Source organism: Paenibacillus sp. FSL R7-0331 (assembly GCF_000758645.1).
GTDB lineage: Bacteria > Bacillota > Bacilli > Paenibacillales > Paenibacillaceae > Paenibacillus_AQ > Paenibacillus_AQ camerounensis.
The window spans coordinates 2,943,610-2,968,259 of record NZ_CP009284.1; the positions used below are offsets into that span (position 1 = coordinate 2,943,610).

Here is a 24,650-nt window from a genome sequence, read left to right on the forward strand (position 1 = left end):
GCCTTACAGAGGCCGGGATAATGGAGGGGATTTTTGCCTCTATTTGCCTCTATTGAAAAAATCCGCTGTACTATTCGTTGCCCTTTGCTATAATATCCTTGTTTGTATTAATCTGGTTTGTCATGGGAGGATTTATAGAATGGGATTCAAGGATAATGATGTGATCGTATTTATCGGCGACAGCATCACAGACTGCGGACGTAATTATAGTGATGCTGCATCACTGGGTTGCGGCTATGCCCTGATGGCTGCTGCCAGATTAGGACTGCTGTACCCGGAGAAAAAGCTGACCGTATTTAACCGGGGGATCAACGGCAACAGGATAACGGATTTGCAGCAACGCTGGGACAGTGACTGTCTGGAGCTGAAGCCGGACTGGGTATCCATCTATATTGGAATTAATGATACCTGGCGCTGGTATGACTCAGGCTTTGAAACTACGGCAGACGAATTTGAATCCGCTTACCGTGATCTGATTGAGCGTACACTGGCGGTAACGGATGCTAAGTTCGTTCTGGTTGAGCCTTTTGTGCTGCCCGTGCCGGAAGACCGGAAGGGCTGGCGTACAGATCTTGATCCGAAAATCCATGTCGTGCGCTCACTGGCGCGCGAATACGGTGCAGCGCTTGTTCCGTTAGACGGCTTGTTTGCAGCTGCTGCGGTGCAGGCGGAGCCTGCATACTGGGCAGGTGACGGGGTACATCCTTCACCGGCCGGGCATGCACTGATTGCTGAAGCCTGGCTTAAAGCAGCCGGCGCCATCAGCTAGCCCAAACAACAGCGCTAGACGAAGACTGATCCGTAAGTGTGTGCGGACCGGTCTTTTTTGATTCTGAAGCATGGTTTTTCCTGTGTATATTTCATTCTGCTGCCCCGGACTGTTATAATGGATGGATATATACGGTTATGGAGAACAGGGAATTACTTTCACCGTTGAGCGATCAATATGCAGAAGGAAGTGGACAGATGACCAGCGATAACGCACAGGATTTGCAGGGCCTGCAGGCAGCAGGGAAAGTGGTTGGCTATACCATCGCAGAGATGAAGCGCAGTGTGGTTCCGGGTATGACAACGGCAGAGTTGGATAAGATTGGGGAAGAGCTGCTGGAGCGTTTCGGGGCCAGATCAGCACCCCGGGTAACCTATGATTTTCCGGGAAGCACCTGTATCAGTATCAATGATGAGGTTGCGCACGGTATTCCCGGCCCGAAGGTGATTCAGCCTGGAGACCTCATTAACATTGATGTATCGGCTGAGCTGAACGGATATTATGCAGATGCCGGGGTTTCTTTTCAGCTGCCTCCTTATAATGAAAAGCTGATTCACCTGTGCCGCAGTACAGAAGAGACCATGATGAGTGTAATTAATCATTTGCGTGCGGGGATGAAGGTCAATGAGATCGGCCGGGTGATGGAGCGCGAAGCCGGCAAACGCGGCTATAAAGTAATCCGTAACCTGTGCAGCCATGGAATCGGCAAGGCGCTGCATGAGAAGCCGTTTGAAATCCTGCCGTTTTATAATCCGCGCGTACAGACGGTGCTTAAGGAAGGCCAGGTCATCACTGTTGAGCCTTTCCTGAGTACCGGAGCGGATTTTGCAGAGCAGCAGAGTGACGGATGGACCTTAAGTGTCGGTGACGGCAGCCGGGTTGCCCAGTTTGAGCATACCATTATCGTGACCAAGGGCAAGCCGATTATCCTCACGAGCGCTTAAGAAATAACAGACAGCAGGAAAACGCGATGTAATCAGGGCTGCACCGGTAATAGTCAGGCAATGGCTGTCCGGGGCAGCCTTTATTATTGGTCGCCGTACTGCTCCAACGTTGTAAAAGCGCGGATCGTCCAAGACGGAAATGTTATCACAGGCGGCGGTGTCTCCACCTCTATTGACCTGGGGCTGTACATGCTGTCACTGCTGGCTGGTGAAGAGGCTATGCTGGAAGTGAAGAAGCAGATTGATTATCCATATATTCTACAAGGGATCGTGCAGCGGCAGTGAAATTTGCTAGTTAAAGGGGCCTTTATGTATGAGCGGAAAAAAGGATCAATTTGAACCGTTGCAGGAGCTGCTTGACAGCAGCGGGTGCTGGCCGCAGCTTGAGGAATATATGCTGCGCAATAGCGGCCTGCCTGGGCCGAGAGCTAATCTTGCGCTGGCAGCACAGTTTGCCAAATATTATGCTGAGAAGGAAATTACAGATACAGCATGGTCTTTGCTTATACAATGGACCGGAGATCCCGGTGAATACCTCCCGTTCTGTGCCGTTCAAGCTTGTGCTGCCCACTACAGCTACGCGGATAACGAACGCCGCAGACGGATCGGGGCCATACTCAGAACGGCCATGAACGATCCAAGGTGGAGAGTCCGTGAAGCGGCTGCAATCGGATTACAGTACATAGGGGAAGATGATTTCCGGCTGCTGCAGGAGCTTCTGGACGGCTGGAGGCCCAATGCTTCTGTTTTGGAGCAGCGTGCTTTTCTGGCCGGCCTGGCTCATCCGCCCCTGCTCAAAACCAGCCGTCAAGTGCTGTATTGTCTGGAGCTGGCAGGTGAAATGACGGATGGCATTATTCAAGGGAAGACGCAAGGCTGTGATCCTGAACATTTCCGCGTATTGTCCAAGGGTCTTGAATATAGTCTCAGCCTGTTTGCAGCCGGCGAACCGGAGGCCGGATTCGCTCTGCTGCGCAGGCTGGGAGAGAGCGGCGATGCCAGGATGATCCGGGTCGTGAAGGAGAATCTGGGCAAGGCGCGGCTCAGTAAAAAATATCCGGAGCAGGTTCAGGAGCTGCTTGCGGGATTGACAACAGTTTAAAATGTAACTATTATAGTTGCATCTATAGCTTTTGTCTGAAGGCCCTAAAGGAGAGATACTCATGAACATCAGCACCCGCTTTGCGGTCGCTATTCATATTTTGACGCTAATTGACAGTAATAAGGAAGGAAAAAGCACCTCCGAGTGGATTGCCGGCAGCGTAAATACCAATCCGGTCGTGATCCGGCGGCTTACCGGTATGCTTAACAAGGCAGGGCTGGTGGAGGTCCGTCCCGGTGTAGCCGGTGCCAAGCTTACGCGCAGCGCAGCAGAAATTACCCTTTTGGAAATATACCGTGCTGTGAACGCTGTAGAGGAAGACAGCTTGTTCTCGGTGCATGATCATCCGAATCCTGAGTGTCCTGTCGGCAAGAACATTGCAGGTGCGATTGTTCCAGTCTTTTCTATGGCCCAGAAAGCGATGGAGAAGGTGCTGCAGGAGGTTACGCTTGATCTGATTGTGGACCAGATTCCCGTCGGTTAATGTAGCAAAAATGTGTATTTTTTAGAATTTTAAGTTAGCTTTCAGCAGGATTTTATCTTATTTTAAGGTTTGGGGAGTATAGTTGAGGTCTCCACCCCCCAGTGGATGCATTTTGATAGATCCTGTCGTGCCTCGGCAGGGTCTTTTTATTTGCCTTTTTTATTTGAATTCATTTCATAAAACCTTTATGCGCGGTTCATCCGTTTTTAAGGTTCAGCCGTTATAGTAATCACATGACCCCCTTATAATAGACCTTGGCCCTGCCGGACACCGGCGGGGCTACTTTTTTGCGGGCAGAAGCATTCCTTTACAGAATATTCCATAACCTTTAGACTTACATGAAGAGAGCCGCTGTGGCAGGGAAAGAAGAGGCCGGGCATACCGGAAATATGAAATAAGGGAGACAGAATACATATGAAGAATCATTATCTAGCCATGCTTGGATCAAGTCTGATATTGGGCATTTCCTTTATCATAGGCTGCCTGATTATCAGCAGTGAACGTGCAGAGAGCAGTGATAAGGCCGTGCAGGCGGCGGTAGCGCAGACACAGATTGAAGCTGAGGCTCAGTCTGAGCTGCTGGTGAAGATAAAGTCAGAGGGTAAAGAAGTGTTGAATATCCAGGAAGCAGCGCAGCTGTTGGGTCTGGAAGAGGATCAGATCATTAACGTTATAAAAGCGGAGAATGCAATCCTCAGTAATAATGGAATCTTTACCGGGCATATGCTGCCATTTTTTAAAGTGGATAATGAGTTTAAATTTAGCAGGGAAGAATTGATGGAATGGGTCTACGTTGTCACAGAGCAAAACCGGATCTATAGGGCAGACAAGATTATTAAATAGAGATTGTTAAAGTAATTGACAAACTTATGGAGTGCAACTATAATAAAGTTAGTTTAAATGTAACTGAGTAAGTTACAAGTGAATGATAATAGTAGCAGAAGCTAAGACTAAGCTGCAATTTAAGGTTCAGCGGAGGCAGCTACCTTCAGGAGGGATTCCATATGACGGCAACAGCGGTATTACACGAGACAACGGCGATTGGTTTTGTAAAGATTAGAGTAAGCAACCTTGAACGCTCGCTCGCCTTTTATCAGAATGTTGTGGGGCTGCAGGTTCTGCGCCGGCATGGCCGGGAGGCGGAAATGACGGCAGACGGGCAGCGGGTACTGCTGAACCTGCGTGAAATTGAACATCCGCAGGTGTTAAGCCGTAAAGGTGCGGGATTATTCCACTTCGCAATTCTGTTGCCCGACCGGCCAAGTCTGGGGCTGGTGCTGCGCAATCTGATTGACTCAGAGATGGAGATCGGACAAGGCGACCATCTGGTCAGTGAAGCTCTATATATTCAGGACCCGGACAACAACGGGATTGAACTCTACCGTGACCGTCCGCGTGATACCTGGCAGCGGGACTCTGCCGGGGATTACGTGATGACCACTGATCCGGTGGATGTGGACGGACTGCTGGCTGCTTCAGAAGGACTTGCCTGGAAGGGCCTGCCTGCAGGTACAGTGATTGGGCATGTGCATTTTCATGTCGGAGATTTAGCAGAGGCCAAGAAGTTCTATGTGGATGCACTCGGTTTTGAGCCGACGACCCATTATGGTAATTCAGCGTTGTTTATATCGGCCGGCGGCTACCATCACCATATGGGGCTGAATATCTGGGCAGGCCAAGGTGCGCCTGCAACTCCGGATAATGCTCCGGGCATTGATTATTTCACGCTGCAGCTGCCCGGCGTACATGAGGTTGAAGCAGTTGCACTGCGGGTGAGGGAGGCCGGTTATCCGGTGACGGATACAGCAGACGGGGTTATTTTAACAGACCCGTGGAATGTCGGCATTCACCTGACTGTGCAACATCAGAAGCAATAATAGACCTGGAGGGATAAACGATGAAAATTGCAGTTATAGGAGCAGGCGGCAAAGCCGGAAGCGAGATTGTAAAGGAGGCGCTGGACAGGGGCCATGAGGTTACCGCCATTGTACGCAGCGCTGCAAAAGTAACAGATAGCCGGGCAGCCGTTTTGGAAAAGGATGTTTTTGAGCTGTCTGCCGCTGATTTGCAGATTTTTGATGCCGTAGTCAATGCTTTCGGCGCGCCGTTCGGCCAGGAGCATCTGCATGTGGATGCCGGAAATGTGCTGATTAATGCACTTAAGGATGCTAAGGGAACACGGCTGATCGTCGTCGGCGGAGCGGGCAGCCTGTTTGTGGATGAAGCCAAAACAACCAGAGTAGTAGAGACACCGGGCTTCCCGGACTTCGTTAAGCCCACGGCGCTGAACCAAGGGAAAAATCTTGAAATTCTGCAGGGCACGGAAGGTCTGAAATGGACCTTTGTCAGCCCGTCCGCAAACTTTGCTGTTGGGGCTAGAACCGGTTCCTATACCAAGGGTAAGGATCATCTGCTGGCCAACTCCAAGGGTGAAAGCTACGTCAGCTATGCAGATTACGCTATTGCTATTGTAGATGAGCTCGAACAGCCGCAGCATATCGGGGAACGGTTCACGGTTGTTTCCGAGTCCTGAGCCACAAGTGAATGGTGGATGATTAATTAGTGTGCAGGAGGCATAGCCGGATGATGCGGCCATGCCTCTTTTTGGGATATAATAAAGGGAAATTGTATGGAATGGAGCTGAGGCAGCTTGGAAACTTTTCTTGCGGTACTGTTAATGCTGGGGCTCATTGCGGCATCCAATGTTGTGAACAGGTTCATTCCTTTTGTGCCGGTTCCCCTGATCCAGATCGGTCTTGGAGTTATCGCCGCACTGGTTCCTACGGGAATACATATGCATTTTGAGCCTGAGCTTTTCTTTGTGTTATTCATTGCTCCGCTGCTCTTCAACGACGGCAGGCGGACACCCCGCGGGGAGCTGTGGAATCTGCGGGCACCGATTCTGCTGCTGGCGCTGGGGCTGGTGTTTGTCACTGTGGTTGTTGCGGGATATGCCATCAACTGGATGATTCCGTCCATTCCGCTGGCTGCAGCTTTTGCGCTGGCGGCAATCCTCTCGCCGACTGATGCAGTCGCGGTAGGCTCGCTGGCCGGAAGAGTGCATCTGCCTGGCAGCATCCACCGGATTCTCGAGGGGGAGTCGCTGATGAATGATGCCTCCGGCCTGGTTGCCTTCAAGTTTGCGATTGCCGCTGCGGTTACCGGTGTATTTTCGCTGCCGAAGGCGGGTCTAAGCTTTGTTATCATTGCTGCCGGGGGTCTGCTGCTGGGGGCAATACTTTCTTTTTTGCTGATCCGCCTAAGTGTGTTCCTGCGCCGGTTTGGCATGGAGGATGTTACTATGCACGTCCTGCTGCAGATCCTTACTCCGTTCATTATCTATCTGGTTAGTGAGGAGATCGGGGTCTCCGGCATTCTTGCCGTTGTCGCAGGCGGGGTTGTATATGCGATTGAGAAGGACCGGGCCGCTTCTCCGCAATACAAGCTGCAGCTGGTATCGGCGAGCACCTGGTCAGTCCTGCTGTTTGTGCTGAACGGCCTGGTCTTTCTGATTCTTGGAGTGTCAGTGCCGGATGTCGTTGAGGTCATTTACCGGGATGAGTCGATTAACAACTTTATGGTGTTCGGGTATGTGCTGGTCATTACCGCCCTTCTGATTGTGCTGCGCTTTGTCTGGGTGTATCTGTATTCCCTGATTGAAAATCTGAGGTTTAAGGACAAGCGGACCCCGCTCAAATCGCTGGTGATTACCTCAGTCTCAGGTGTCCGGGGAGCCGTTACACTGGCCGGTGCGTTCTCTATACCTCTGGCATTGGGAGACGGAACCCCGTTTCCTGAGCGCGACTTAATCATTGCGCTTGCGGCCGGTGTTATTCTGATGTCTCTGGTAATCGCAAGTATTCTGCTGCCGCTGCTGGCAGGCAACCCGGAAGAGACGGTTCTCCAGGCAGCAGGCGGAGGCAGTACAGAGCTGGCGGCAAGATCGGTGGTTATAGATGCAGGAATGAGCATGCTGCGGAGCCTTGTCACAGAGACCGGGGAACGCGCGAACCAGCCTGCGCTGCTGGAGTTCACCGACAAGATTGACCGCATCTGTGCGCTCAGGCAGGATAATGATCCGGCAGCAGAACGAATGCGCCGCCTGGGCGTTGAAGCGAGGCTGAACGGTCTTGAGGCGGAACGCACCGAGCTGAGGCGGATGACGGAGACCGGAACGATTCCAGCCCCTGTTGCAGTGAAAATGGAGGAAATGCTGGATCATACTGAATCCATCCTGTGCCAGCGGTTTGATACGCATGTGAAGTTCTCGCTGACCGAGCTTCAGCGGCTGTTCTCGGGGCTTTTTACCGGCAGGCTCGGCGGTGAAGAAGGCAGGCAGGCGATCCAGAATGCGGAAGAGGCCCGCAAAGCCAAAATCGCTATGTGCCAGGCTGCCGTCAGTGCAGTCACCAGCGGGATCAATGATGAGAACCGTGCGGCGGCCGAGCGGGTTATCGATAAATATGAACGAATCGAATCAAGGCTGGAGCAGGGGGAAGGCTGGAGCAAAGACGGGATTGTTGACGATCAGAAGCTTGAGCTTAAGCTTAAGGCGATTCAGGAGCAGCGGGATACGGTACAGCAGATGTATCAGACCGGGGCGATCAATCTCAAGATTGCCGGCAGGCTGCGCCGGTTCGTCGATCAGCTGGAAACATCAATCTGGGAGGATTAACTATGGGGGAAAGCGAAACAATCGGGGTTGGCCTGCTTTTTGAGGAGATGACAGAAGAGCATCTGGCCGGTGTGCTGGACATTTATAATTATTACGTGCTGAATACGACCGTATCATTCCATACGGAGCCTTTGACTCTGGACGAAATGAGACAATCCGTATTAAACGGCGATCCGCGCTTCAAATCCTATGCCGTTATGCAGGCAGGCAGTTTAGCGGGTTATGTCCTTATAACCAGGCATAAGAATAAGCAGGCTTATGATACTTCCGGTGAAATCAGTATTTATCTGAGTCCCGACAGCGGCGGGCGGGGGATTGGCGGGCAGGCATTGATGTTCATAGAGCAAAAAGCAGCTGCCCTCCGCTTCCATGCTCTGGTTGCCACCGTCTGTGCAGACAATGAACACAGCCGCCGTCTGTTCACCAGACACGGCTACGAGCAGAGTGCCCTGTTCAGGCAGATTGGCCGTAAGTTTGGAAGATGGCTGGATATCGCCAGCTACCAGAAAATAATCGGACCGGCTGATCAATCAAACAGCTGATCCTGTTCATAGATAAGGCCGGCTGCGGTAAGGGGGTTCCCTTGACCGCAGCCGGCCTTTTTCTGTGTACACTTGCGTCTATTCACAGACCGCAGCCGTCAGGCCTTTTTCCGGCGGAACATCTGGCCGAGAACCTCGCTTAAAACAAGACCTGTTGCAATGGCCCCGGATAACAGCAATGCCTGGACGCCGTATTGGATCGCCTGATTATTGTCATTCTCGACAAATTTGCGCATGGCATCATACGCCAGCCCTCCGGGAACCAGCGGAATGATCCCGCCGACACTGAAGATGATAACCGGCATTTTGTAGGAGCGGGCAAACAGCTGGCTTATCACACCGACCACAACTGTAGCCAGGAAGGTCGCGACTACCGTGTCCAGCTGTTTATCAAGCTCCAAGTAAAGAACCCAGCCGACCATTCCGGCAATCCCGCACTGCAGCAGCGCACGTGCCGGAGCATTGAACAGGATACAGAAGGCGGCGGCGGCAATGAAGCTGGTAACTAATTGCAAAATCATGAACGACAGACCTCTTTCGCACCGTATATTTTAGAAGAGTGACAGCACAAGCCCGATGCCTGTCCCGATAGCAAATGCGGTCAGGAAAGCATCTGCTCCCTTGGACAGGCCGGATACGAGATGGCCGGCCATCAGATCGCGGACTGCGTTGGTAATGAGAAGTCCCGGAACGAGCGGCATGACCGAGCCGATAATAATCTTGTCCATCTCCTGGCCGATTCCTGCCTTGACTGAGAGAAAAGCAGTCAGGCCGATCAGAAACGAGGCAGAGAATTCTGCGAAAAACCGGACCTGGACAAGCCGGTGCAGATAAGTTGCAGCTGCGAAGCCCAGCGCGGATACCAGCAGGGCCGGAAGTGCGTCCCAAATGCTGCCCTTGAACATGATTGTGAAGCATGCCCCGGTCAAGGCAGCTGCAGCAATCTGCAGCCAGGCCGGGTAAGCATGAGCGGCATCATCCACTTCCCCCAGGCGCTTGCGGGCTTCAGCTGCCGTTAGCTGGCGTTCGCTCAGCCGGCGGGAAATATCATTAACCTCAGACACCTTTTTCAGATCCGTTGTCCGTTCCGCAATCCGGAACAGCTTGACCGGCTCGAGCCGGCTCGTAGTGAACATAATAACTGTCGGGGTCACATAGCTGTGTGCTCCGGGAAACCCGAGCGCTGCCGCCATGCGCGACATGGTGTCCTCCACACGGTAGGTTTCTGCACCGCTTTGAAGCATGATTTTGCCGGCCAAAAGACACACATCAATAATATCATGCGTGGAAGTCATACTGTTGTTGCTTGTACTGTCCAACTTCGTTAGATCCTCCCCTGGAATGTTATATATCCGATTGTCGCCGCAATTCCGCAAAAGATCAACTATTATTCATTTGAAACGCCAGAAAGTTAAAAATTAATCGAAAAAATGAATTAAATATCAACTTTTCACTTTTATCTTACGATATAAAGATGAAGAAAATCACAAAATGTTACAGGACTAACCCTTTTTTTGCTTGAACTGAAAGGAGAATTTTATGCCAGGCGCTTTTCCGGAGGATTCCCTGCTTGAACTCTTTATCTTTGAAACGATGCAATCACTGCAGCAGCTGGAGGATTCCGTACTTGCCGGAGAGCAGCAGGATTCACTTCATCCCGAGGATATCAACCTCATATTCAGGATTATGCATACGATTAAAGGCTCGGCAGCTGTGATGGGATATGTGAACATCTCTGCACTGGCCCATGTAATGGAGGATTTGTTTTTTTATCTGCGTGACCGGCCTGAAGCAGCTTATGACAGCTCTGATCTGTCGGATCTGATGCTGCAGGGCATAGATTTCATTAAGCTGGAGACTGTCAAAATCCGCAGCGGAGATCCGGCAGACGGGGATGCTGCTGCTTTGGCTGAAGAACTGTCAGCTTATCTGCAGCTGCTGAAGATCAGCACGGAGACATCAGAGGAGACGGCCTGCCGTCAGCACCCGGTAGCGCAACCGGCTAAGGAGGTTAAGGCCGGATCAGCGGAGCCCGGGCGCTACAGGGCACTTCTGCGGTTCGAGGAAGCCTGCCAGATGGAGAATATCCGCGCCTTTGCTGTGATTCATCAGCTGGATGAAACGATAAGCTGTACTTTTACTTACCATCCTGATGATATTATTGAGAATCCCGACAGTGCAGATGTAATCCGCAGGGACGGATTTATTATTATGCTGGAAACCGCTGCCAGCGGGGATTCTGTTGCTGATTTTTTACGGAATGCCCCTTATGTCTGTGAACTGGAATTCGACAAGCTCCATACAGCCGGAGACGCAATAGAGACGTCCGGTATGGATGCGGAAATACTGTCTTTGGCGGATACACTGCCGGTTCATACTGACCGCAAGCCTGCAGGGCCGGCGGTCCGGGATAAGAAGTCCAGGGAAGCCGTCTCTCCGCCTGCACAGCAGACTATGATTAATGTGCATGTGTCCAAAATGGATAAGCTGATGGATCTGATCGGTGAACTGGTTATCGCCGAAGCCATGGTAACCCAGAATCCCGATCTGGCAGCCGTACACGGCCCGCTGGATAATTTCGCCAAGGCTGCCCGGCATTTACGCAAAATATCGGGAGAAATGCAGGATGTGGTTATGTCGCTGCGCATGGTTCCTATCTCAGCCACTTTTCATAAAATGGGCCGGATTGTCAGGGATATGACCCGTAAGCTGGATAAAGAAGCCAGCCTCGTAATTGTGGGAGAAGAGACAGAGGTCGATAAGCACATTATTGAGCATTTGTCCGATCCTTTAATGCATATCGTCCGCAATGCGCTCGACCACGGTATTGAGCTGCCTGAGGAAAGGCTGGCTGCAGGCAAGCCGCGCAGCGGAACAGTGACGCTGGAAGCCAGGCATTCCGGCGGAGAGGTGATTGTCATGATCCGTGATGACGGAAAGGGGCTGCACCGGGATAAGATTATCCGCCGCGCAGCGGAGAACGGCCTCCTGAGCCGGGATGAACGTGAGCTTAGCGACCGTGAGGTGTACAGGCTGATCTTTCATCCGGGCTTCTCGACAAAGGACAGCATCAGTGAGTTCAGCGGCAGAGGAGTGGGCATGGATGTAGTGGTAAAAGATCTGGAAAAGGTGGGCGGCACAGCAACTGTAGACAGTGTGCCGGGTGCCGGCTCGACCGTCACTTTAAGAATTCCGCTTACCCTTGCCATTATTGACGGGATGAATGTCGGTGTAGGCAGTGCGAGGTTCACCTTGCCGACAAATTCCATTGTACGCTCCTTCAGGCCGGAACAGCAGGATCTGCTTACCGACCCGGAAGGAAACGAGTGGATTATGGTGCGCGGCAGCTGTTATCCGGTAATCCGCCTGCATAACCTTACAGCCGCTGCCGGAAGCGCCTCCCCCGTTGAGCAGGGCATTCTGATCATGGTCGAGGATGACGGGCGCAGCCTGTGTCTGCTGGCAGATGAACTGCTGGGACAGCAGCAGGTTGTTGTTAAAGCACTTCCGGACTATATTCTGAACAGTGCGGGAAGCAGGCCTTTTAGCGGATGTACCCTGCTGGGCGACGGCAGCATCAGCCTGATTCTCGATATCATCCGGCTGACGTCGTCCGTGAACGCTGTTTCGGGTCAATAACTTTCAGGAGGTGATCACTTTGTCAGGTAACAACGTATATGAAAACACGCCGGAGGAGGATACACAGAGGGATAAATATCTGGTTTTTTCACTGGGGAGCCAGGACTACGGTATTGAAATTCAATATGTTACAGAAATCATCGGCATTCAGCCGATTGCCGGGATACCGGATCTTCCGGAATATATTAAGGGAATTATCAATCTGCGCGGGACTATGATCCCGGTAATGGATGTCAGGGTGAGGTTCAGAATGGAGCCGCTGCCCTATCATGACCGTACCTGTGTCATTGTCATTAACATCATGGATGAGGTGCTGGGTCTTATTGTTGAGAGTGTGTCTGAAGTATTGACCATACTTCCGGGAGATACGGTTCCGGCTCCGGATATAACAGCAGGCGGCGGCTTTGTTACACGGATCGGTAAGACGGTGCAGGGAGTGAAGCTGCTGCTGGACTGCGGAAGGCTCCTCCGGGATGCTGAATTGGAAATATCAGGCGGAAGCAGACAGCCAAACGAATAAGGAGTAGATGATGATGAGATGGTTCAGTAACATGAAAATCAGTGCCAAACTGATAACTTCGTTCATTATTGTCGCCATAATGGCCGGCATTGTAGGAGTTGTGGGGATTGTAAACCTTAACCGGATCGACCGTGACTATTCGGAATTGTACGTTAATTATGGTATAGGTGTGGCTGATATCGGTAAGGCCGGAATTGAATTTCACAAAATCCGTGCGCTTACGCGTGATGCGCTGATCGATGACAGCACCGTGGACAGAGAAGAGATTCTGAATGAGATTAACGAGCTGGACATCCAGCTTATGGACAGTCTGAATGCCTTTGAAAAGAGCATCCAGAGCGAAGAGGCACAGGTAATCTTTAATGAGCTGAAAGCCGGTATACTTAAGTATGACGAAATTCGTGACCGGGTAATCGCTATGTCTGCCGGCGGACGTAATGAACAGGCGCTTACTTTGTTTTATGATAGCACATCTGGAATTGCTGCCAGTGCTAACGAAGCTATCGACAGCTTGTTTGCCAGCAAGGAGACTAACGGCTTAACCAAATCGGCGGAGTACACACAAGCCGCAGGCCGCACCACCATTATCATGATTGTTGTTGTAATTGTTGCTGTGCTGCTCGCTGTGCTGCTCGGGCTGATGATCTCCCGCATCATTAGCAGGCCGGTGGTCAAGCTGGTGCATGCGGCAGACCGAATTGCTGACGGTGACCTGAATGTGGAGATACAAACGGATTCCAGAGATGAAATCGGCCAGCTTGCAGCAGCTTTCAGACGCATGTCGGGCACGCTGAGCGAGGTGATGGGCAGTATCCGCGCCGCTTCCGAGCAGGTTGCTTCCGGAGCCAAGCAGATGTCCGAGTCCAGTATGGCATTGTCCCAGGGGGCAACGGAGCAGGCGAGCTCGATTGAAGAGCTTACAGCATCCATCGAAGAAATTGCTGCACAGACCTCCCGCAATGCACTGAGTGCAGAACAGGTGAACACCCTCGCCCGCGGGACCATGAACAATGCGGTGGACGGCAACGCCCGGATGAAGGAAATGCTGGGTGCTATGGAGCAGATCAATGAATCCTCCGGCAGCATATCAAAGATCATCAAAGTGATCGACGAGATCGCATTCCAGACGAATATTCTGGCACTGAATGCGGCTGTAGAAGCGGCGAGAGCCGGCCAGCATGGTAAAGGCTTCGCGGTTGTTGCCGAGGAAGTCCGCAATCTGGCGGCACGTTCTGCAGGTGCTGCCAAGGAAACTACAGTAATGATAGAGAGCTCCATCAAAAAAGTGGAGGGCGGCACCAGGCTTGCTGCTGCAACCGCTACAGCGCTTGAGCATATTGTCGGAGACGTCTCAAAGGTAGCCGAGATCATCGCTGAGATTACAGCTGCTTCGACAGAGCAGGCTGCCGGTATCAGCCAGATTAATCAAGGGGTAATCCAGCTGTCACAGGTGGTACAGAACAACTCCGCCACTTCGGAGGAGACGGCTGCCGCCAGCGAGCAGCTTGCCGGCCAGGCAGAGCTAATGCGTGATCAGGTATCCCGATTTAAGCTAAAGGAGCAGGGACATTACGCTTATGCCGGGCTCGATGAGCTTAATCCGGAGGTACGGCGCATGCTGGAGCAGATGTCACTGGGCAGACAGGGTTCAGGCAGCGGGGCCGGCCAATGGCCGAAGGAACATTCCCACGCAGCTCCTGTGTCTATTGCGCTCAGTGATAAAGAATTCGGCAAATACAGCTTATGATTCCAATGACGGACCTTGAGTTTACCCAGCTTGCAGAGCTTATCAAGCGCAGGGCAGGCATTCATCTCAAAGCGGAGAAAAGAGCCCTGCTGGCCGGCAGGCTCCAGAAGCTGGTTCAGGATAAGGGGTTGGAAAGCTTCAGTGAATATTATAATCTCCTTCAAGGCAGGAACCATACTTCAGCAGCGGAGCTGACGCAGCTCGTGGACCGGATCAGCACGAATCATACTTTCTTTATGCGGGAGCAAGGACACTTCACTTACTTCCGCCAGCAGGTGCTTCCAGAGCTGCTGCAGCGGCAGGGGGAGCGTGATCTGCGGATCTGGAGTGCCGGCTGCTCCAGCGGGGAAGAGCCGTATACGCTGGCAATGCTCATTGATGAGGCGTTCAGCGGGGACGGCAGAAGGGGCTGGGACACTCAATTGCTCGCTACGGATATCAGCAATTCTGCCCTGGAAGCTGCACGCAGAGGCAGATATAGCGCAGAGGCGCTGGGTGCTTTGCCGGAGCGCTGGGCCAGGCGTTATTTTGAACCGGAGGAAAAAGGGTATTATACTGTAAAGCCGGCTATCCGCAGCCAGGTGCTGTTCCGCAGGTTTAATCTTATGGATGAGAAATTTCCGTTTACCCGGCGGTTTCATGCTATATTCTGCCGGAATGTGATGATTTATTTCGATCAGGCTACCCGTATCAGGCTGGTGCACAAATTTTATGAGATGACGGAGCCTGGAGGATATTTGTTTATCGGTCATTCAGAATCGCTTGACCGCGAGCGTACGGCATACCGCTATGTAATGCCGGCTGTCTACCGCAAATAATAACAACGGCCACAGGGAAAGAAGGTTGGCTTTATGAAGAATACCCGGGCTATTCGGGTATTGGTAGTGGATGATTCTGTGCTGTTCCGGGAGGTTATCTCCCGGGGCATTTCGTCGGATCCGCAGATTGAGGTTGCAGCCCGGGCCGGTGATCCGTTTGAAGCCCGGGACGAGCTGCTGCGTGTACGGCCGGATGTGATGATCTGCGATGTTCAGATGCCGAGAATGAACGGAATTGAGTTCATCCGCCGGCTGCTGCCCCAGTATGCTATTCCGGTAATCGTCGTCAGCGGGGTTTCGGAGCTGGTATTTGAAGCGCTAAGCGCCGGTGCGGTTGATTTTGCAGCCAAGCCGGATATCCATTCTGCGGGAAGCGTCCAGCATTTTCTGGAGCAGCTTATTGTAAAAATCAAAAATGCCGTGCTGGCTAAAATTGTCACTCCGCTTCCGCAGGTCCAGACTGGCGTTGCCGGCTATGTGGCTGACAAAAGTGGTGCAGGCACACCGGTTCCGTTCAAAGAAAGGCTCATTGTCATCGGTGCTTCAACCGGCGGAACAGAAGCCATAGCCAGTGTACTTAACGCATTGCCGGCAGAAATGCCGGGAATTGTTGTTGTGCAGCATATTCCGCCGTTATTCTCGCGGATGTTCTCCGAGCGGCTGAATCTCAGCTCTGCGCTGACAGTGAAGGAAGCAGAGGACGGTGAGCTGGTCGTTCCGGGAAAGGTGCTGGTAGCTCCGGGTGACAGGCAGGTTAGCGTGCGCAGCCTGGGAGGCCAATACCGGCTTGAGTGTACAGCAGGAGAGAAGGTGAACGGCCACTGCCCGTCGGTGGACGTGCTGTTTGCTTCAGCGGCCAAAGCGGCAGGCCCGAAGGCGGTAGGGATTCTGCTGACCGGAATGGGGTATGACGGGGCAAAAGGGCTGCTGGCGATGCGCCGCAAAGGCGCACACACGATAGGACAGGACGAAGCCTCATCCGTCGTTTACGGAATGCCGAAAGCGGCTTATGAGCTTGGTGCTGTAGAGAAACAGGCAGCACTTGCTGCTATTCCCCGGTTACTGCTGGCTATGCTGCAGTAGCCGGTTTTTTTATTTATCAATCGTACATAACCCCGTAGCTACACCCCCGGAGAAGATCGTCAGGATAGAATGGAAAAAGGTTTCTTTGGAGATCAGCACACCGCCTGCCCCGATAATTACAATATCGCTCAAAAAAATAATAATCCCTACGTTCAGCGGAATGTACCGCTTGATAAACTTGGCCAGCAGATCGGTCCCGCCTGTGCTTGCCTTGAAGCGCAGCATCAGACCGAGTCCGGTGCCCATAAGAAAGCCGCCGATGATCGCGCTTGAAATGGAGCCGATTTCAATATAATACAAAAAGTAATATTGCAGCGGCCCCAGCAGCTCGATCAGGAAAGAAGAGGTAAGCAGCCCAAGAATGCTGTTGTAAAAAATATCCCGTTCCTTCATCCAGGCTAACAGGAAAATAGGCAGGCTGCAGCAGATCACAGCCAGTCCGATTTTGATGCCGCTCATATAATTGATAATAAGGGCGATGCCGATGATTCCGCCGTCGAGTATTTTGTAGGGGACGAGAAAAAAGTTAGTTCCGGCTGCGATAAGCAGGCTCCCCAGCAGGATAATTACAAACCGTGACAATGGACGCATATTCAACATCTCCACTAGTAAGGCATGTCTTAATGAATATGCGGTAAACTGGAAAAAAATAGCCGAAACACAAAAAATCCTGCTTGCGCAGGATGAATGGGCGATATGCCCTATACTTATACAAGCGCCGGCTCCGGCGATTTGAGCTGAAGCGGCGGCGGTACCAGCCAGCCCTTTTTCTTGTTTAATTTGAGTAATTCTAGTCCAAGCGCAGCCATCTGATTATGGAATTTCTTATACATGGCGCCAAGATCCTCACGAATTGACATTCCCATGGCCTGGCTGCATATAACAAGGCCTGCTGCAGATGAGGTGCTTAAAGCTGCAGCGATTTCCGGGTCGGAGAATCTGGCTCCGGCCGGGATTTCCTCAAGCTTCACCGAGGGGCGGTCAGGCAATACCGGCGGTGGAGTGAAGCCGTGCAGCTTCAACAGCTTATCGCATTCTTTGATTTCCAGATATACCTGGTCTATGCATTCGTCGATGATCTTTTTCAGATCACGGTCACCGGCATGATAGTGAAATGCCTGATATGTGGACAATGCCATTTTGGCTGAGGCGGAAAACTGCCATAAATCATAAATTTCCCCGTAATGAAGAGGCTCATCCTTCGGGTTCCCGTTAAGTACTCCAGACATATCCATATCTCCTTCGAAAAAATATAATTAAGAACGTGAAGTTAGATTGTCCGGCAGAGCTTATTTTATACGGATACATCCTGAAGCCAAGCCAATAAGACTTGCTGCCCCCACGCCGGAATCTGCTTGTACACAGGATGCCGATTACCAGAGGGGTTTATACGCTTGCTTTACCGTGAATACCGCTTGCGGTAACGGAGCGGGGAGATGCCCACCTTGCCGGTGAACCTTCGTGAAAAGTAAGCCGCACTCTCAAAGCCCGCCCGTTCGGCAATTCCGCCCACAGATAATTCTGTCTTCAGCAGCAGCAGCTTGGCCTGCTCCAGCCGGTAATCAGTCAAATATTCCATCGGTGTCAGCCCGTAGACTCGCTTCATGCAGCGGGCAAGGTAATTATAATGAAAATGAAGCTCCTCCGACAGAAGGGCATTCGTAAGCGGTTCCGCATAATGATTGCGGATATAAGCCTCCGTCTGCTCGGCAATCTCGACAGCATGGCTGCCGGCAGTATCCTGCTGGACCTGATCCATCATCCGCAGCATTTCCTCGAATATCCGCTGCTGCTGCCATACCGCTCCTGAGCGCCGGACACGGTTCAGCTGCAGCAGCAGCTCAGCCTGGCCGCTGCGCTCAAACGGGTCCGGCAGCGGACCAAACTGCGGCATCCTGATGGTATAAGGATAGGTTAGAAATTGCCGGAAGTGGGCATCCCGGTCAGCATAGACCGGCTCGCCCTCCGCTTCGGCCCACTCCCCAACAGTGTGAAAATGAACCCATATAAAGGAGGTAGTCACCTCGCAGGGCCTAGCCGGGTAATGATACCTGTCAGGCAGCAGCAGCAGGCTGTGACCAGCAGGCACGGCCCACTGCTTATGCTCCTCTCCGAGATAAAGGCAGCCCTGTTCAACGAGAATCAGATCAAACTTGCCCATCGCTTTGCGGCTGGGATGCTGGTCTCCGGGCTGGTAGACGGTACGGTCACATTCCAGAAAGTAAGGGAAGGGCGGCGCCGCCAAGTGAATATATGAAGGTGGGAAAATCATTTTCAGGCTCCTCTCCGGCTGTGTGAAATAGTGCAAAAACAGGGTTGCTTCTGCTCCTGTTTTTGTTTCATTTTACCGCCTATAATAGCAATTAGCGAGGAGAAATATATAGCGGAGGGAATATAAATATGAACAAAATTACACAGCCAGCAACAACGCTTCCTGGCACTACCGAGATTAAAGATGAATTCTGGGGCCGTTATATCAAGCTTGTACAGGATGTTGTGATCCCTTATCAATATGAAGCGCTGCATGACCGTGTACCGGAAGCCGAGCCGAGCCATGCTATTGCCAATTTTGAAATCGCTGCCGGAAGAAAAAGCGGTGAATTCAAGGGCTGGGTGTTCCAGGACAGTGACGTGGCCAAATGGCTGGAAGCGGTCGGCTACTCTCTGAGCATTAGACGTGACCCGGAGCTGGAGCGCCAGGCGGATGAGGTTATCGATCTGGTCGGCGAAGCGCAGCAGCCTGACGGGTATCTGGATACTTATTTTATCGTTAAAGAACCGGGGAAACGCTGGACTAATCTTCAGGATTGCCACGAGCTCTATTGCGCCGGACACTTCATCGAAGCAGCAGTTGCCTATTATGAAGCGACCGGAAAAGACAAGCTGCTGAATATTGTCCGGCGGCTGGTTGATCATATCGCAGACGTCTTTGGACCTGAAGAGGGTAAGCTTAAAGGTTACGACGGACACCAGGAGATTGAATTGGCGCTGGTGAAGCTGTACCGGCTGACCGGAGAAAAGAAACACCTTGAGCTTAGCAGCTTTTTCATCGACCAGCGCGGACAAGAGCCTAATTTTCTCCGTAAAGAGTGGGAAGAACGGGGTCAGGTTACACATTGGAGCGGCAAAACAGACAAGACGGATCTGGCTTATCTCCAGGCGCATCTGCCGGTCCGTGAGCAGAGCGTAGCAGTAGGACACTCTGTCCGTGCAGTTTATATGTATACGGCAATGGCGGATTTAGCCGCTCATACCGGGGACCAATCACTGCGCGAAGCCTGCGAGCGATTGTGGCACAATATGACCCGCAAGCAGATGTATATAACGGGAGGGATCGGTTCGACCCATCACGGTGAAGCGTTCACCTTTGATTATGACCTGCCTAATGACACTGTATATGCTGAGACCTGCGCTTCAATCGGGCTGATCTTTTTTGCAAAGCGCATGCTGGAGCTGATTCCCGATGCGAAGTATGCGGATGTGATGGAACGTGCGCTGTACAATAATGTGCTTGGCTCTATGGCACAGGACGGCAAGCATTACTTCTATGTGAATCCGCTGGAAGTGTGGCCGCAGGCCTGCAGCTGTAATCCGGGCAAGCATCATGTAAAAGCAGAGCGTCAGGGCTGGTTCGGGTGTGCCTGCTGCCCTCCGAATGTGGCGCGTCTGCTTACTTCACTGAACCAGTACATTTATTCGGTGCACGGCGATACGTTATATACGAACCTGTACATCGGCAGTGAGTCCAGCTTCAAGCTTGGCGGGCAGGAGGTTGCGGTCAGCCAGCAGAGCAGCTATCCGTGGGAAGGCAAGGTGCAGCTGAAGATAGACCCGGCTGCGGCTGCAAAATTCGGTATTGCGGTGCGTATTCCAGCCTGGAGCGCAAGTGCAGAGCTCACTGTTAACGGAGAGTCAGTTGATATTACTTCTGTTCTGGAGCAGGGCTATGCCGTTATCCGCCGCACCTGGACAGCTGGTGATGTCATTGAATTAAGCCTCCCTATGACAGCAACCCGTATCTACGCCCACCCGCAGCTGCGGGCGGATGCCGGCCTGACAGCCATTCAGCGGGGACCGCTCGTCTATTGTCTGGAGGAAGCAGATAACGGGGCAACGCTCAGCTCCATTTCGCTGGATGGAGCAGGAGCATTCACTGAGCGCTTTGAAGAGTCGCTGCTCGGCGGAGCCGTCGTAGTGAAGACAGATGGCTTCCGGATCGATGAGGGAAGCTGGAACGGAGGCTTGTACGGCAGTATGAAGGCCGGGGTTACGCCTGTTGAGGTTACGGCCGTCCCTTATTACCTGTGGGGCAACCGCGGCAGCGGCGAGATGAAGGTATGGGTCCGGGGTTAGCTTTTGACATACCGGCTCTCGACAAAAGCTGTAAGACAGCTGATTGAGTAATCAGTCTCGGGGCTAAGCGTCGTTAACAGCAACTTTTAGACCGGCATTGGCGTCTCATAAGTATCCGGGAATAAGGAGGATACTTATGAGACGTTTTTGGATGATGCTGTCTATACTGGCAGTGCTGCTGCTGGCAGGCTGTGGAGACAACGGTCCGCTGAACGGGGCAGGCGGACAAGCTTCAGAAGCAACAGCGCAGAGATTGGCAGAAGCAACGCAGCCCGTATCTGAAGCATCCGGAAGTCCTGTGTCTGTGCCGTCAAGCGCACAGGAAACCGCTACACCGCAGATGGCGGAAGCCGTGGCATATATGCGTGAAATAGCTTTTGATATCGATGCCATTGCTGATCCTATCGTTAATGATGAGATCAAAGCCAGCTTGAAGGACGCGCTGGAGGGAATCGTCAACGAGGATCAGGAACAGTTCAACGGAGCTTTTACAACACAGGAGCTGGCTCAGGCGAATGAGTACGGATTTAAGACCGGAGGCGGAATTATTTTCACCGGAGTGGATTACATCTCCAACCAGCCGGAGGGAAGAGTAGTAATGAACGTGAATTACAACTGGATAACCGCAGACGGTGAAGAGAGGGAGGACAGCCCGAATTACTGGTTCATGCAGAGCAAGGAAGGCAAGTGGGGACTGGTTACTATCGACTGAGGCGACGTAGAGCGTACGATTTCTTAGCCAACATAGGAGACTGTAGTATCTCGCTCAGAGCATGCTTTAATTTCAGTAGCTTCTTATCCTTACAACCAGACAGACGGAAGCGGAGGCGGCTCTCAGCTACCATGACTAAGGTGTTTAACTGTACTTTGTACAATTAAAACACCTATTTTTTTGCGGAAATGGATTATAGTTGCACTTTGTACACTTAAAAGTACTCAAAAACTCCGAATTAGGCTATCCGGCCTGTTTTAGTTGCACAGAATACACTTAAAGCGCATAAAGGCAACTATTTACCAGATTTAGTTGTATAAACTGCAGTTAAGCCGGCTTACTCGAACCTGCATGTAGAAAGATATGACTATGGGAGCAGGCGGATGTGCGGTGGATGTAGTTTGTATAATAGACTGTTTAACGAATCCATTGTTCATCCGAATTTTCAGCATCTAGTGTACAACATACAAAAGATTCAGCATACAGAGTAAATTGAGCCAAGCAGGAGCATCCAGCAACGCCATTAGCACGCACATTAGCGCAGAAGCTCCCGATAGCATTTAGCTCCCGACAGTAACTCTCCGCAGCATATAGCTTCCGGCAACATTGAGCTCCCACAGCACGTTACTCCCGGCAACATAAAATTCCCCGTAGCACTGAACCCGGCAGCCGTACACACAAAGAACCCGGTTACGCCGCATCAGCGGATAACCGGGTTCTTTTACATATAACAGATTTAAGCTTACGCCCGCCTCAGCGGCCTCAGCAGCCTCAGCAGCTAATTAACCAAGCGTGACAACAACCTGGTGCACAGCGCCGTCGCCGACTGGAGTAATGATATTGCCTTCAACAGCAGCGCCGTCGAGGGTCAGGCTGGCAACGCCCTTGGATACATGGTTCGGGTTCTTAATGTTGATGACATAAGTGTCGCCGCGGAAGACGCGGGTGATTTCGAAGCCATCCCACTCGGAAGGGATACAAGGATCAACCTTCAGACCGGCAAAATCAGCCTGGATACCAAGGATCGACTGGGTAATCGCTACATAGTTCCATGCAGCTGTACCTGTCAGCCAGGAGTTCTTCGCTTCACCGTGACGCACAGCGTCTTTACCGGCGATCATCTGCGAATACACATAAGGCTCCATACGGTGCACTTCACTGATATCCTCCAGGTAGGCCGGAGCGATTTTTTTGTAGATTTCAAACGCTCTGTCCCCGTGTCCAAGCACGGTTTCGGCGATCATGATCCACGGGTTGTTGTGGCAGAAAATACCGGCATTTTCTTTGTAGCCCGGAGGGTACGTGGAAATTTCACCAAGGTTCAGATAGTACTTGGAGTAAGCAGGCTGCTGCAATACGATACCGTATTCAGTATCCAGGTGCTCCTCTACAGAAGTCAGGGCCTTGGCTGCCTCGCCTCCTTCTACACCGATACCTGCCATAACGCAGATACCCTGCGGCTCGATGAAGATTTTGCCTTCTTCGTTCTCGTTGCTGCCGATTTTATCGCCGTAGTGGTCGTAAGCGCGCAGGAACCAATCTCCGTCGAAGCCGTGAGTCAGCGTAATTTCACGCATGTTGTCGATCTTCGCTACAGCGTCTGCAGCTACATCATCAAGTCCGCGCAAGCGGCAGATTTCTGCATAGTCCGGTCCGACGAAGACGAATAGTCCGGCGATGAACACGGATTCTGCTGTACCGCCTGCGATATTCTCAGTGGTCTGGAACGATTCGCCCGGAACGGTGGAGAAGCAGTTCAGGTTGAGGCAGTCATTCCAGTCCGCGCGGCCGATCAGCGGCAGGCCGTGAGGCCCGAGATTGTTGGTAACATGCTCAAAGGACAGCTTCAAGTGCTCAAACAGGGTAGCGGTATGGTCCGGATTGCTGTCAAAAGGAACCTGCTCATCAAGAATCGAATAATCGCCGGTTTCCTTAATGTAGGCAGCAGTTCCCGAGATCAGCCAGAGCGGATCATCATTAAAGCCGGAGCCGACTTCGTTGTTGCCCTTTTTGGTAAGCGGCTGGTACTGGTGATACGCGCTGCCGTCAGGGAACTGGGTAGCAGCGATGTCGAGAATACGTTCTCTGGCACGCTCAGGAATCTGGTGTACGAAGCCGAGCAGATCCTGGTTGGAATCGCGGAAGCCCATACCGCGGCCGATACCGGATTCGAAGTAGGAAGCGGAACGGGACATGTTGAACGTAACCATACACTGATACGGATTCCAGATGTTGACCATCCGGTTCAGCTTGTCGTCACCGCTCTGGATCTGGTATTTGGACAGCAGGTTATCCCAGTGTGCAGCCAGGACAGCAAGTGCAGCGTCAACCTGCTCGTCTGTTGCGAACTGGTCGATAACAGCCTGTGCCGGTTTTTTGTTGATGACATTCAGCTCTTCCCATTTCTCGTCTTCCGGGTTCTCGATATAGCCGAGTACGAAGATGAAGGACTGCTGTTCGCCCGGTTCGAGCGTAATATCCAGAGCATGGGAGCCGATTGGCGACCAGCCGGAGGCTACAGAGTTCTTTGCCTGTCCGGAAGCGACCACCTCAGGGTTGTCCAGTCCGTTGAACATGCCGAGGAAGGATTCACGGTCAGTGTCGAAGCCGGCCAGCGGTTTATTTACAGAATAGAAAGCGTAGTGGTCTCTGCGCTCACGGTATTCGGTTTTGTGATAGATAACAGAATCCTTGACTTCAACCTCACCAATGCTCAGGTTGCGCTGGAAGTTGGTCATATCATCATGGGCATTCCACAGACAGAACTCGGCAAAGGAGAACAGCTTAACTGTTTTCTTAACATCGCCAGTGTTCTTAACGATGAGGCGGTGTACTTCGGCATTATGGCCCATCGGTACAAAAGCAAGCTGGTTAACGGAGATACCATTGCGCTCACCAGTGATGGAAGTGTAGCCAAGACCGTGGCGGCACTCGTAGAAATCGAGGTCACGCTTAACCGGCATCCAGCCCGGAGTCCAGAAATCACCATCGTCATGCAGGTAGTAGTAGCGGCCGCCATTGTCCAGCGGAATATTGTTATACCGGTAACGGGTAAGTCTTCTCATGCGTGCATCACGGTAGAAGGTGTAACCGCCGGCAGTATTAGAAATAAGACCGAAAAATTGCTCGTTACCGAGGTAGTTGATCCATGGATAAGGTGTTTTTGGGGTGTTAATTACGTACTCTTTGCGAGTGTCGTCAAAAGTTCCGAATTTCATTTAGGAGAGTCTCCTTTCGATTGTGAACGCGCGTTTACGGGAGT

The 24,650-nt window shown here is 52.0% G+C and carries 23 protein-coding genes; 17 read left to right on the plus strand and 6 right to left on the minus strand.

Translation table 11 applies throughout. The annotated features are described in order from the left end of the window. The first annotated feature begins 139 nt into the window (after positions 1-139). The 10 genes from R70331_RS12140 to R70331_RS12185 all read left to right on the plus strand — a co-directional run bounded on the left by R70331_RS12140 (position 140) and on the right by R70331_RS12185 (position 8,516). On the plus strand, positions 140-769 hold the full coding sequence (locus R70331_RS12140) for an SGNH/GDSL hydrolase family protein (RefSeq protein ID WP_042175726.1): 630 nt from the start codon (positions 140-142) through the stop codon (positions 767-769). Between the two features lie 197 nt (positions 770-966). Then, entirely contained in the window at positions 967-1,713 is a 747-nt protein-coding gene (gene map, locus R70331_RS12145) for a type I methionyl aminopeptidase (RefSeq protein WP_042175728.1), read from the plus strand. A gap of 60 nt (positions 1,714-1,773) precedes the next feature. Continuing rightward, on the plus strand, positions 1,774-1,998 hold the full coding sequence (locus R70331_RS12150; RefSeq protein WP_042175730.1) for a type 1 glutamine amidotransferase family protein: 225 nt from the start codon (positions 1,774-1,776) through the stop codon (positions 1,996-1,998). Positions 1,999-2,026: 28 nt separating this feature from the next. Next, the gene (locus R70331_RS12155; protein ID WP_042175732.1) at positions 2,027-2,815 is read left to right on the plus strand and encodes a hypothetical protein; all 789 of its coding nucleotides are present in this window, start codon (positions 2,027-2,029) and stop codon (positions 2,813-2,815) included. Positions 2,816-2,876: 61 nt separating this feature from the next. Further along, on the plus strand, positions 2,877-3,299 hold the full coding sequence (locus R70331_RS12160; protein ID WP_042175735.1) for an Rrf2 family transcriptional regulator: 423 nt from the start codon (positions 2,877-2,879) through the stop codon (positions 3,297-3,299). A gap of 414 nt (positions 3,300-3,713) precedes the next feature. Then, a complete protein-coding gene (locus R70331_RS12165) occupies positions 3,714-4,142 on the plus strand; it encodes a MerR family transcriptional regulator (protein WP_042175737.1) in 429 nt (142 codons plus the stop codon). A 161-nt stretch (positions 4,143-4,303) separates the two neighbouring features. Further along, positions 4,304-5,176, plus strand: a complete 873-nt coding sequence (locus tag R70331_RS12170; protein ID WP_042175739.1) for a VOC family protein — start codon at positions 4,304-4,306, stop codon at positions 5,174-5,176. A gap of 20 nt (positions 5,177-5,196) precedes the next feature. Beyond that, complete coding sequence (locus R70331_RS12175) at positions 5,197-5,832, plus strand: NAD(P)-dependent oxidoreductase (RefSeq protein WP_042175741.1); 636 nt, start codon at positions 5,197-5,199, stop codon at positions 5,830-5,832. Between the two features lie 117 nt (positions 5,833-5,949). Next, entirely contained in the window at positions 5,950-7,974 is a 2,025-nt protein-coding gene (locus tag R70331_RS12180; protein ID WP_042175743.1) for a Na+/H+ antiporter, read from the plus strand. Positions 7,975-7,976: 2 nt separating this feature from the next. Further along, positions 7,977-8,516 (plus strand): GNAT family N-acetyltransferase, encoded by a 540-nt coding sequence (locus R70331_RS12185; protein WP_042175744.1) that lies wholly within the window; start codon positions 7,977-7,979, stop codon positions 8,514-8,516. Positions 8,517-8,614: 98 nt separating this feature from the next. On the opposite strand, the gene R70331_RS12190 is transcribed toward R70331_RS12185, so the two are convergent. Both R70331_RS12190 and R70331_RS12195 read right to left on the minus strand, forming a co-directional pair. Continuing rightward, a complete protein-coding gene (locus tag R70331_RS12190) occupies positions 8,615-9,037 on the minus strand; it encodes a threonine/serine exporter family protein (protein WP_042175748.1) in 423 nt (140 codons plus the stop codon). Positions 9,038-9,067: 30 nt separating this feature from the next. Next, positions 9,068-9,811, minus strand: coding sequence for a threonine/serine exporter family protein (locus R70331_RS12195; protein WP_042182577.1), 744 nt, complete (start codon positions 9,809-9,811; stop codon positions 9,068-9,070). Positions 9,812-10,055: 244 nt separating this feature from the next. Here R70331_RS12195 and R70331_RS12200 point away from each other — a divergent pair, with 244 nt between their 5' ends. Genes R70331_RS12200 through R70331_RS12220 form a run of 5 tightly spaced genes read left to right on the plus strand, consistent with a single transcriptional unit; the run spans position 10,056 to position 16,323 of the window. Next, positions 10,056-12,155 (plus strand): chemotaxis protein CheA, encoded by a 2,100-nt coding sequence (locus tag R70331_RS12200; RefSeq protein ID WP_042175749.1) that lies wholly within the window; start codon positions 10,056-10,058, stop codon positions 12,153-12,155. A 19-nt stretch (positions 12,156-12,174) separates the two neighbouring features. Next, positions 12,175-12,675, plus strand: a complete 501-nt coding sequence (locus R70331_RS12205; protein ID WP_156131116.1) for a chemotaxis protein CheW — start codon at positions 12,175-12,177, stop codon at positions 12,673-12,675. Positions 12,676-12,682: 7 nt separating this feature from the next. Continuing rightward, positions 12,683-14,422: a methyl-accepting chemotaxis protein gene (locus R70331_RS12210; RefSeq protein ID WP_197071424.1), complete on the plus strand. Its 1,740-nt coding sequence runs from the start codon at positions 12,683-12,685 to the stop codon at positions 14,420-14,422. Further along, positions 14,419-15,240 (plus strand): CheR family methyltransferase, encoded by an 822-nt coding sequence (locus R70331_RS12215; RefSeq protein ID WP_042175755.1) that lies wholly within the window; start codon positions 14,419-14,421, stop codon positions 15,238-15,240. Before R70331_RS12210 ends, R70331_RS12215 begins: the two co-directional genes overlap by 4 nt. Positions 15,241-15,273: 33 nt before the next feature. Further along, on the plus strand, positions 15,274-16,323 hold the full coding sequence (locus R70331_RS12220; RefSeq protein ID WP_042175757.1) for a protein-glutamate methylesterase/protein-glutamine glutaminase: 1,050 nt from the start codon (positions 15,274-15,276) through the stop codon (positions 16,321-16,323). A gap of 9 nt (positions 16,324-16,332) precedes the next feature. Here R70331_RS12220 and R70331_RS12225 read toward each other — a convergent pair whose 3' ends face one another. The 3 genes from R70331_RS12225 to R70331_RS12235 all read right to left on the minus strand — a co-directional run bounded on the left by R70331_RS12225 (position 16,333) and on the right by R70331_RS12235 (position 18,595). Further along, the gene (locus R70331_RS12225) at positions 16,333-16,914 is read right to left on the minus strand and encodes a YitT family protein (RefSeq protein WP_197071425.1); all 582 of its coding nucleotides are present in this window, start codon (positions 16,912-16,914) and stop codon (positions 16,333-16,335) included. Positions 16,915-17,030: 116 nt separating this feature from the next. Further along, the gene (locus R70331_RS12230) at positions 17,031-17,552 is read right to left on the minus strand and encodes a DUF3231 family protein (protein WP_042175762.1); all 522 of its coding nucleotides are present in this window, start codon (positions 17,550-17,552) and stop codon (positions 17,031-17,033) included. 170 nt (positions 17,553-17,722) lie between these two features. Continuing rightward, on the minus strand, positions 17,723-18,595 hold the full coding sequence (locus R70331_RS12235; RefSeq protein WP_042175763.1) for a helix-turn-helix transcriptional regulator: 873 nt from the start codon (positions 18,593-18,595) through the stop codon (positions 17,723-17,725). Between the two features lie 128 nt (positions 18,596-18,723). On the opposite strand from R70331_RS12235, the gene R70331_RS12240 reads away from it, so the two are divergent. Together R70331_RS12240 and R70331_RS12245 are read left to right on the plus strand one after the other, a co-directional pair. After that, positions 18,724-20,676: a glycoside hydrolase family 127 protein gene (locus tag R70331_RS12240; RefSeq protein WP_042175766.1), complete on the plus strand. Its 1,953-nt coding sequence runs from the start codon at positions 18,724-18,726 to the stop codon at positions 20,674-20,676. Between the two features lie 136 nt (positions 20,677-20,812). Then, positions 20,813-21,388 (plus strand): LptM family lipoprotein, encoded by a 576-nt coding sequence (locus R70331_RS12245; RefSeq protein WP_042175769.1) that lies wholly within the window; start codon positions 20,813-20,815, stop codon positions 21,386-21,388. Between the two features lie 782 nt (positions 21,389-22,170). Here the strand turns inward: R70331_RS12245 and R70331_RS12250 are convergent. Further along, positions 22,171-24,606 carry a glycoside hydrolase family 94 protein gene (locus R70331_RS12250; protein ID WP_042175771.1) on the minus strand — a complete coding sequence of 812 codons (2,436 nt, stop codon included), beginning with the start codon at positions 24,604-24,606 and terminating at the stop codon, positions 22,171-22,173. Positions 24,607-24,650: the final 44 nt, after the last annotated feature.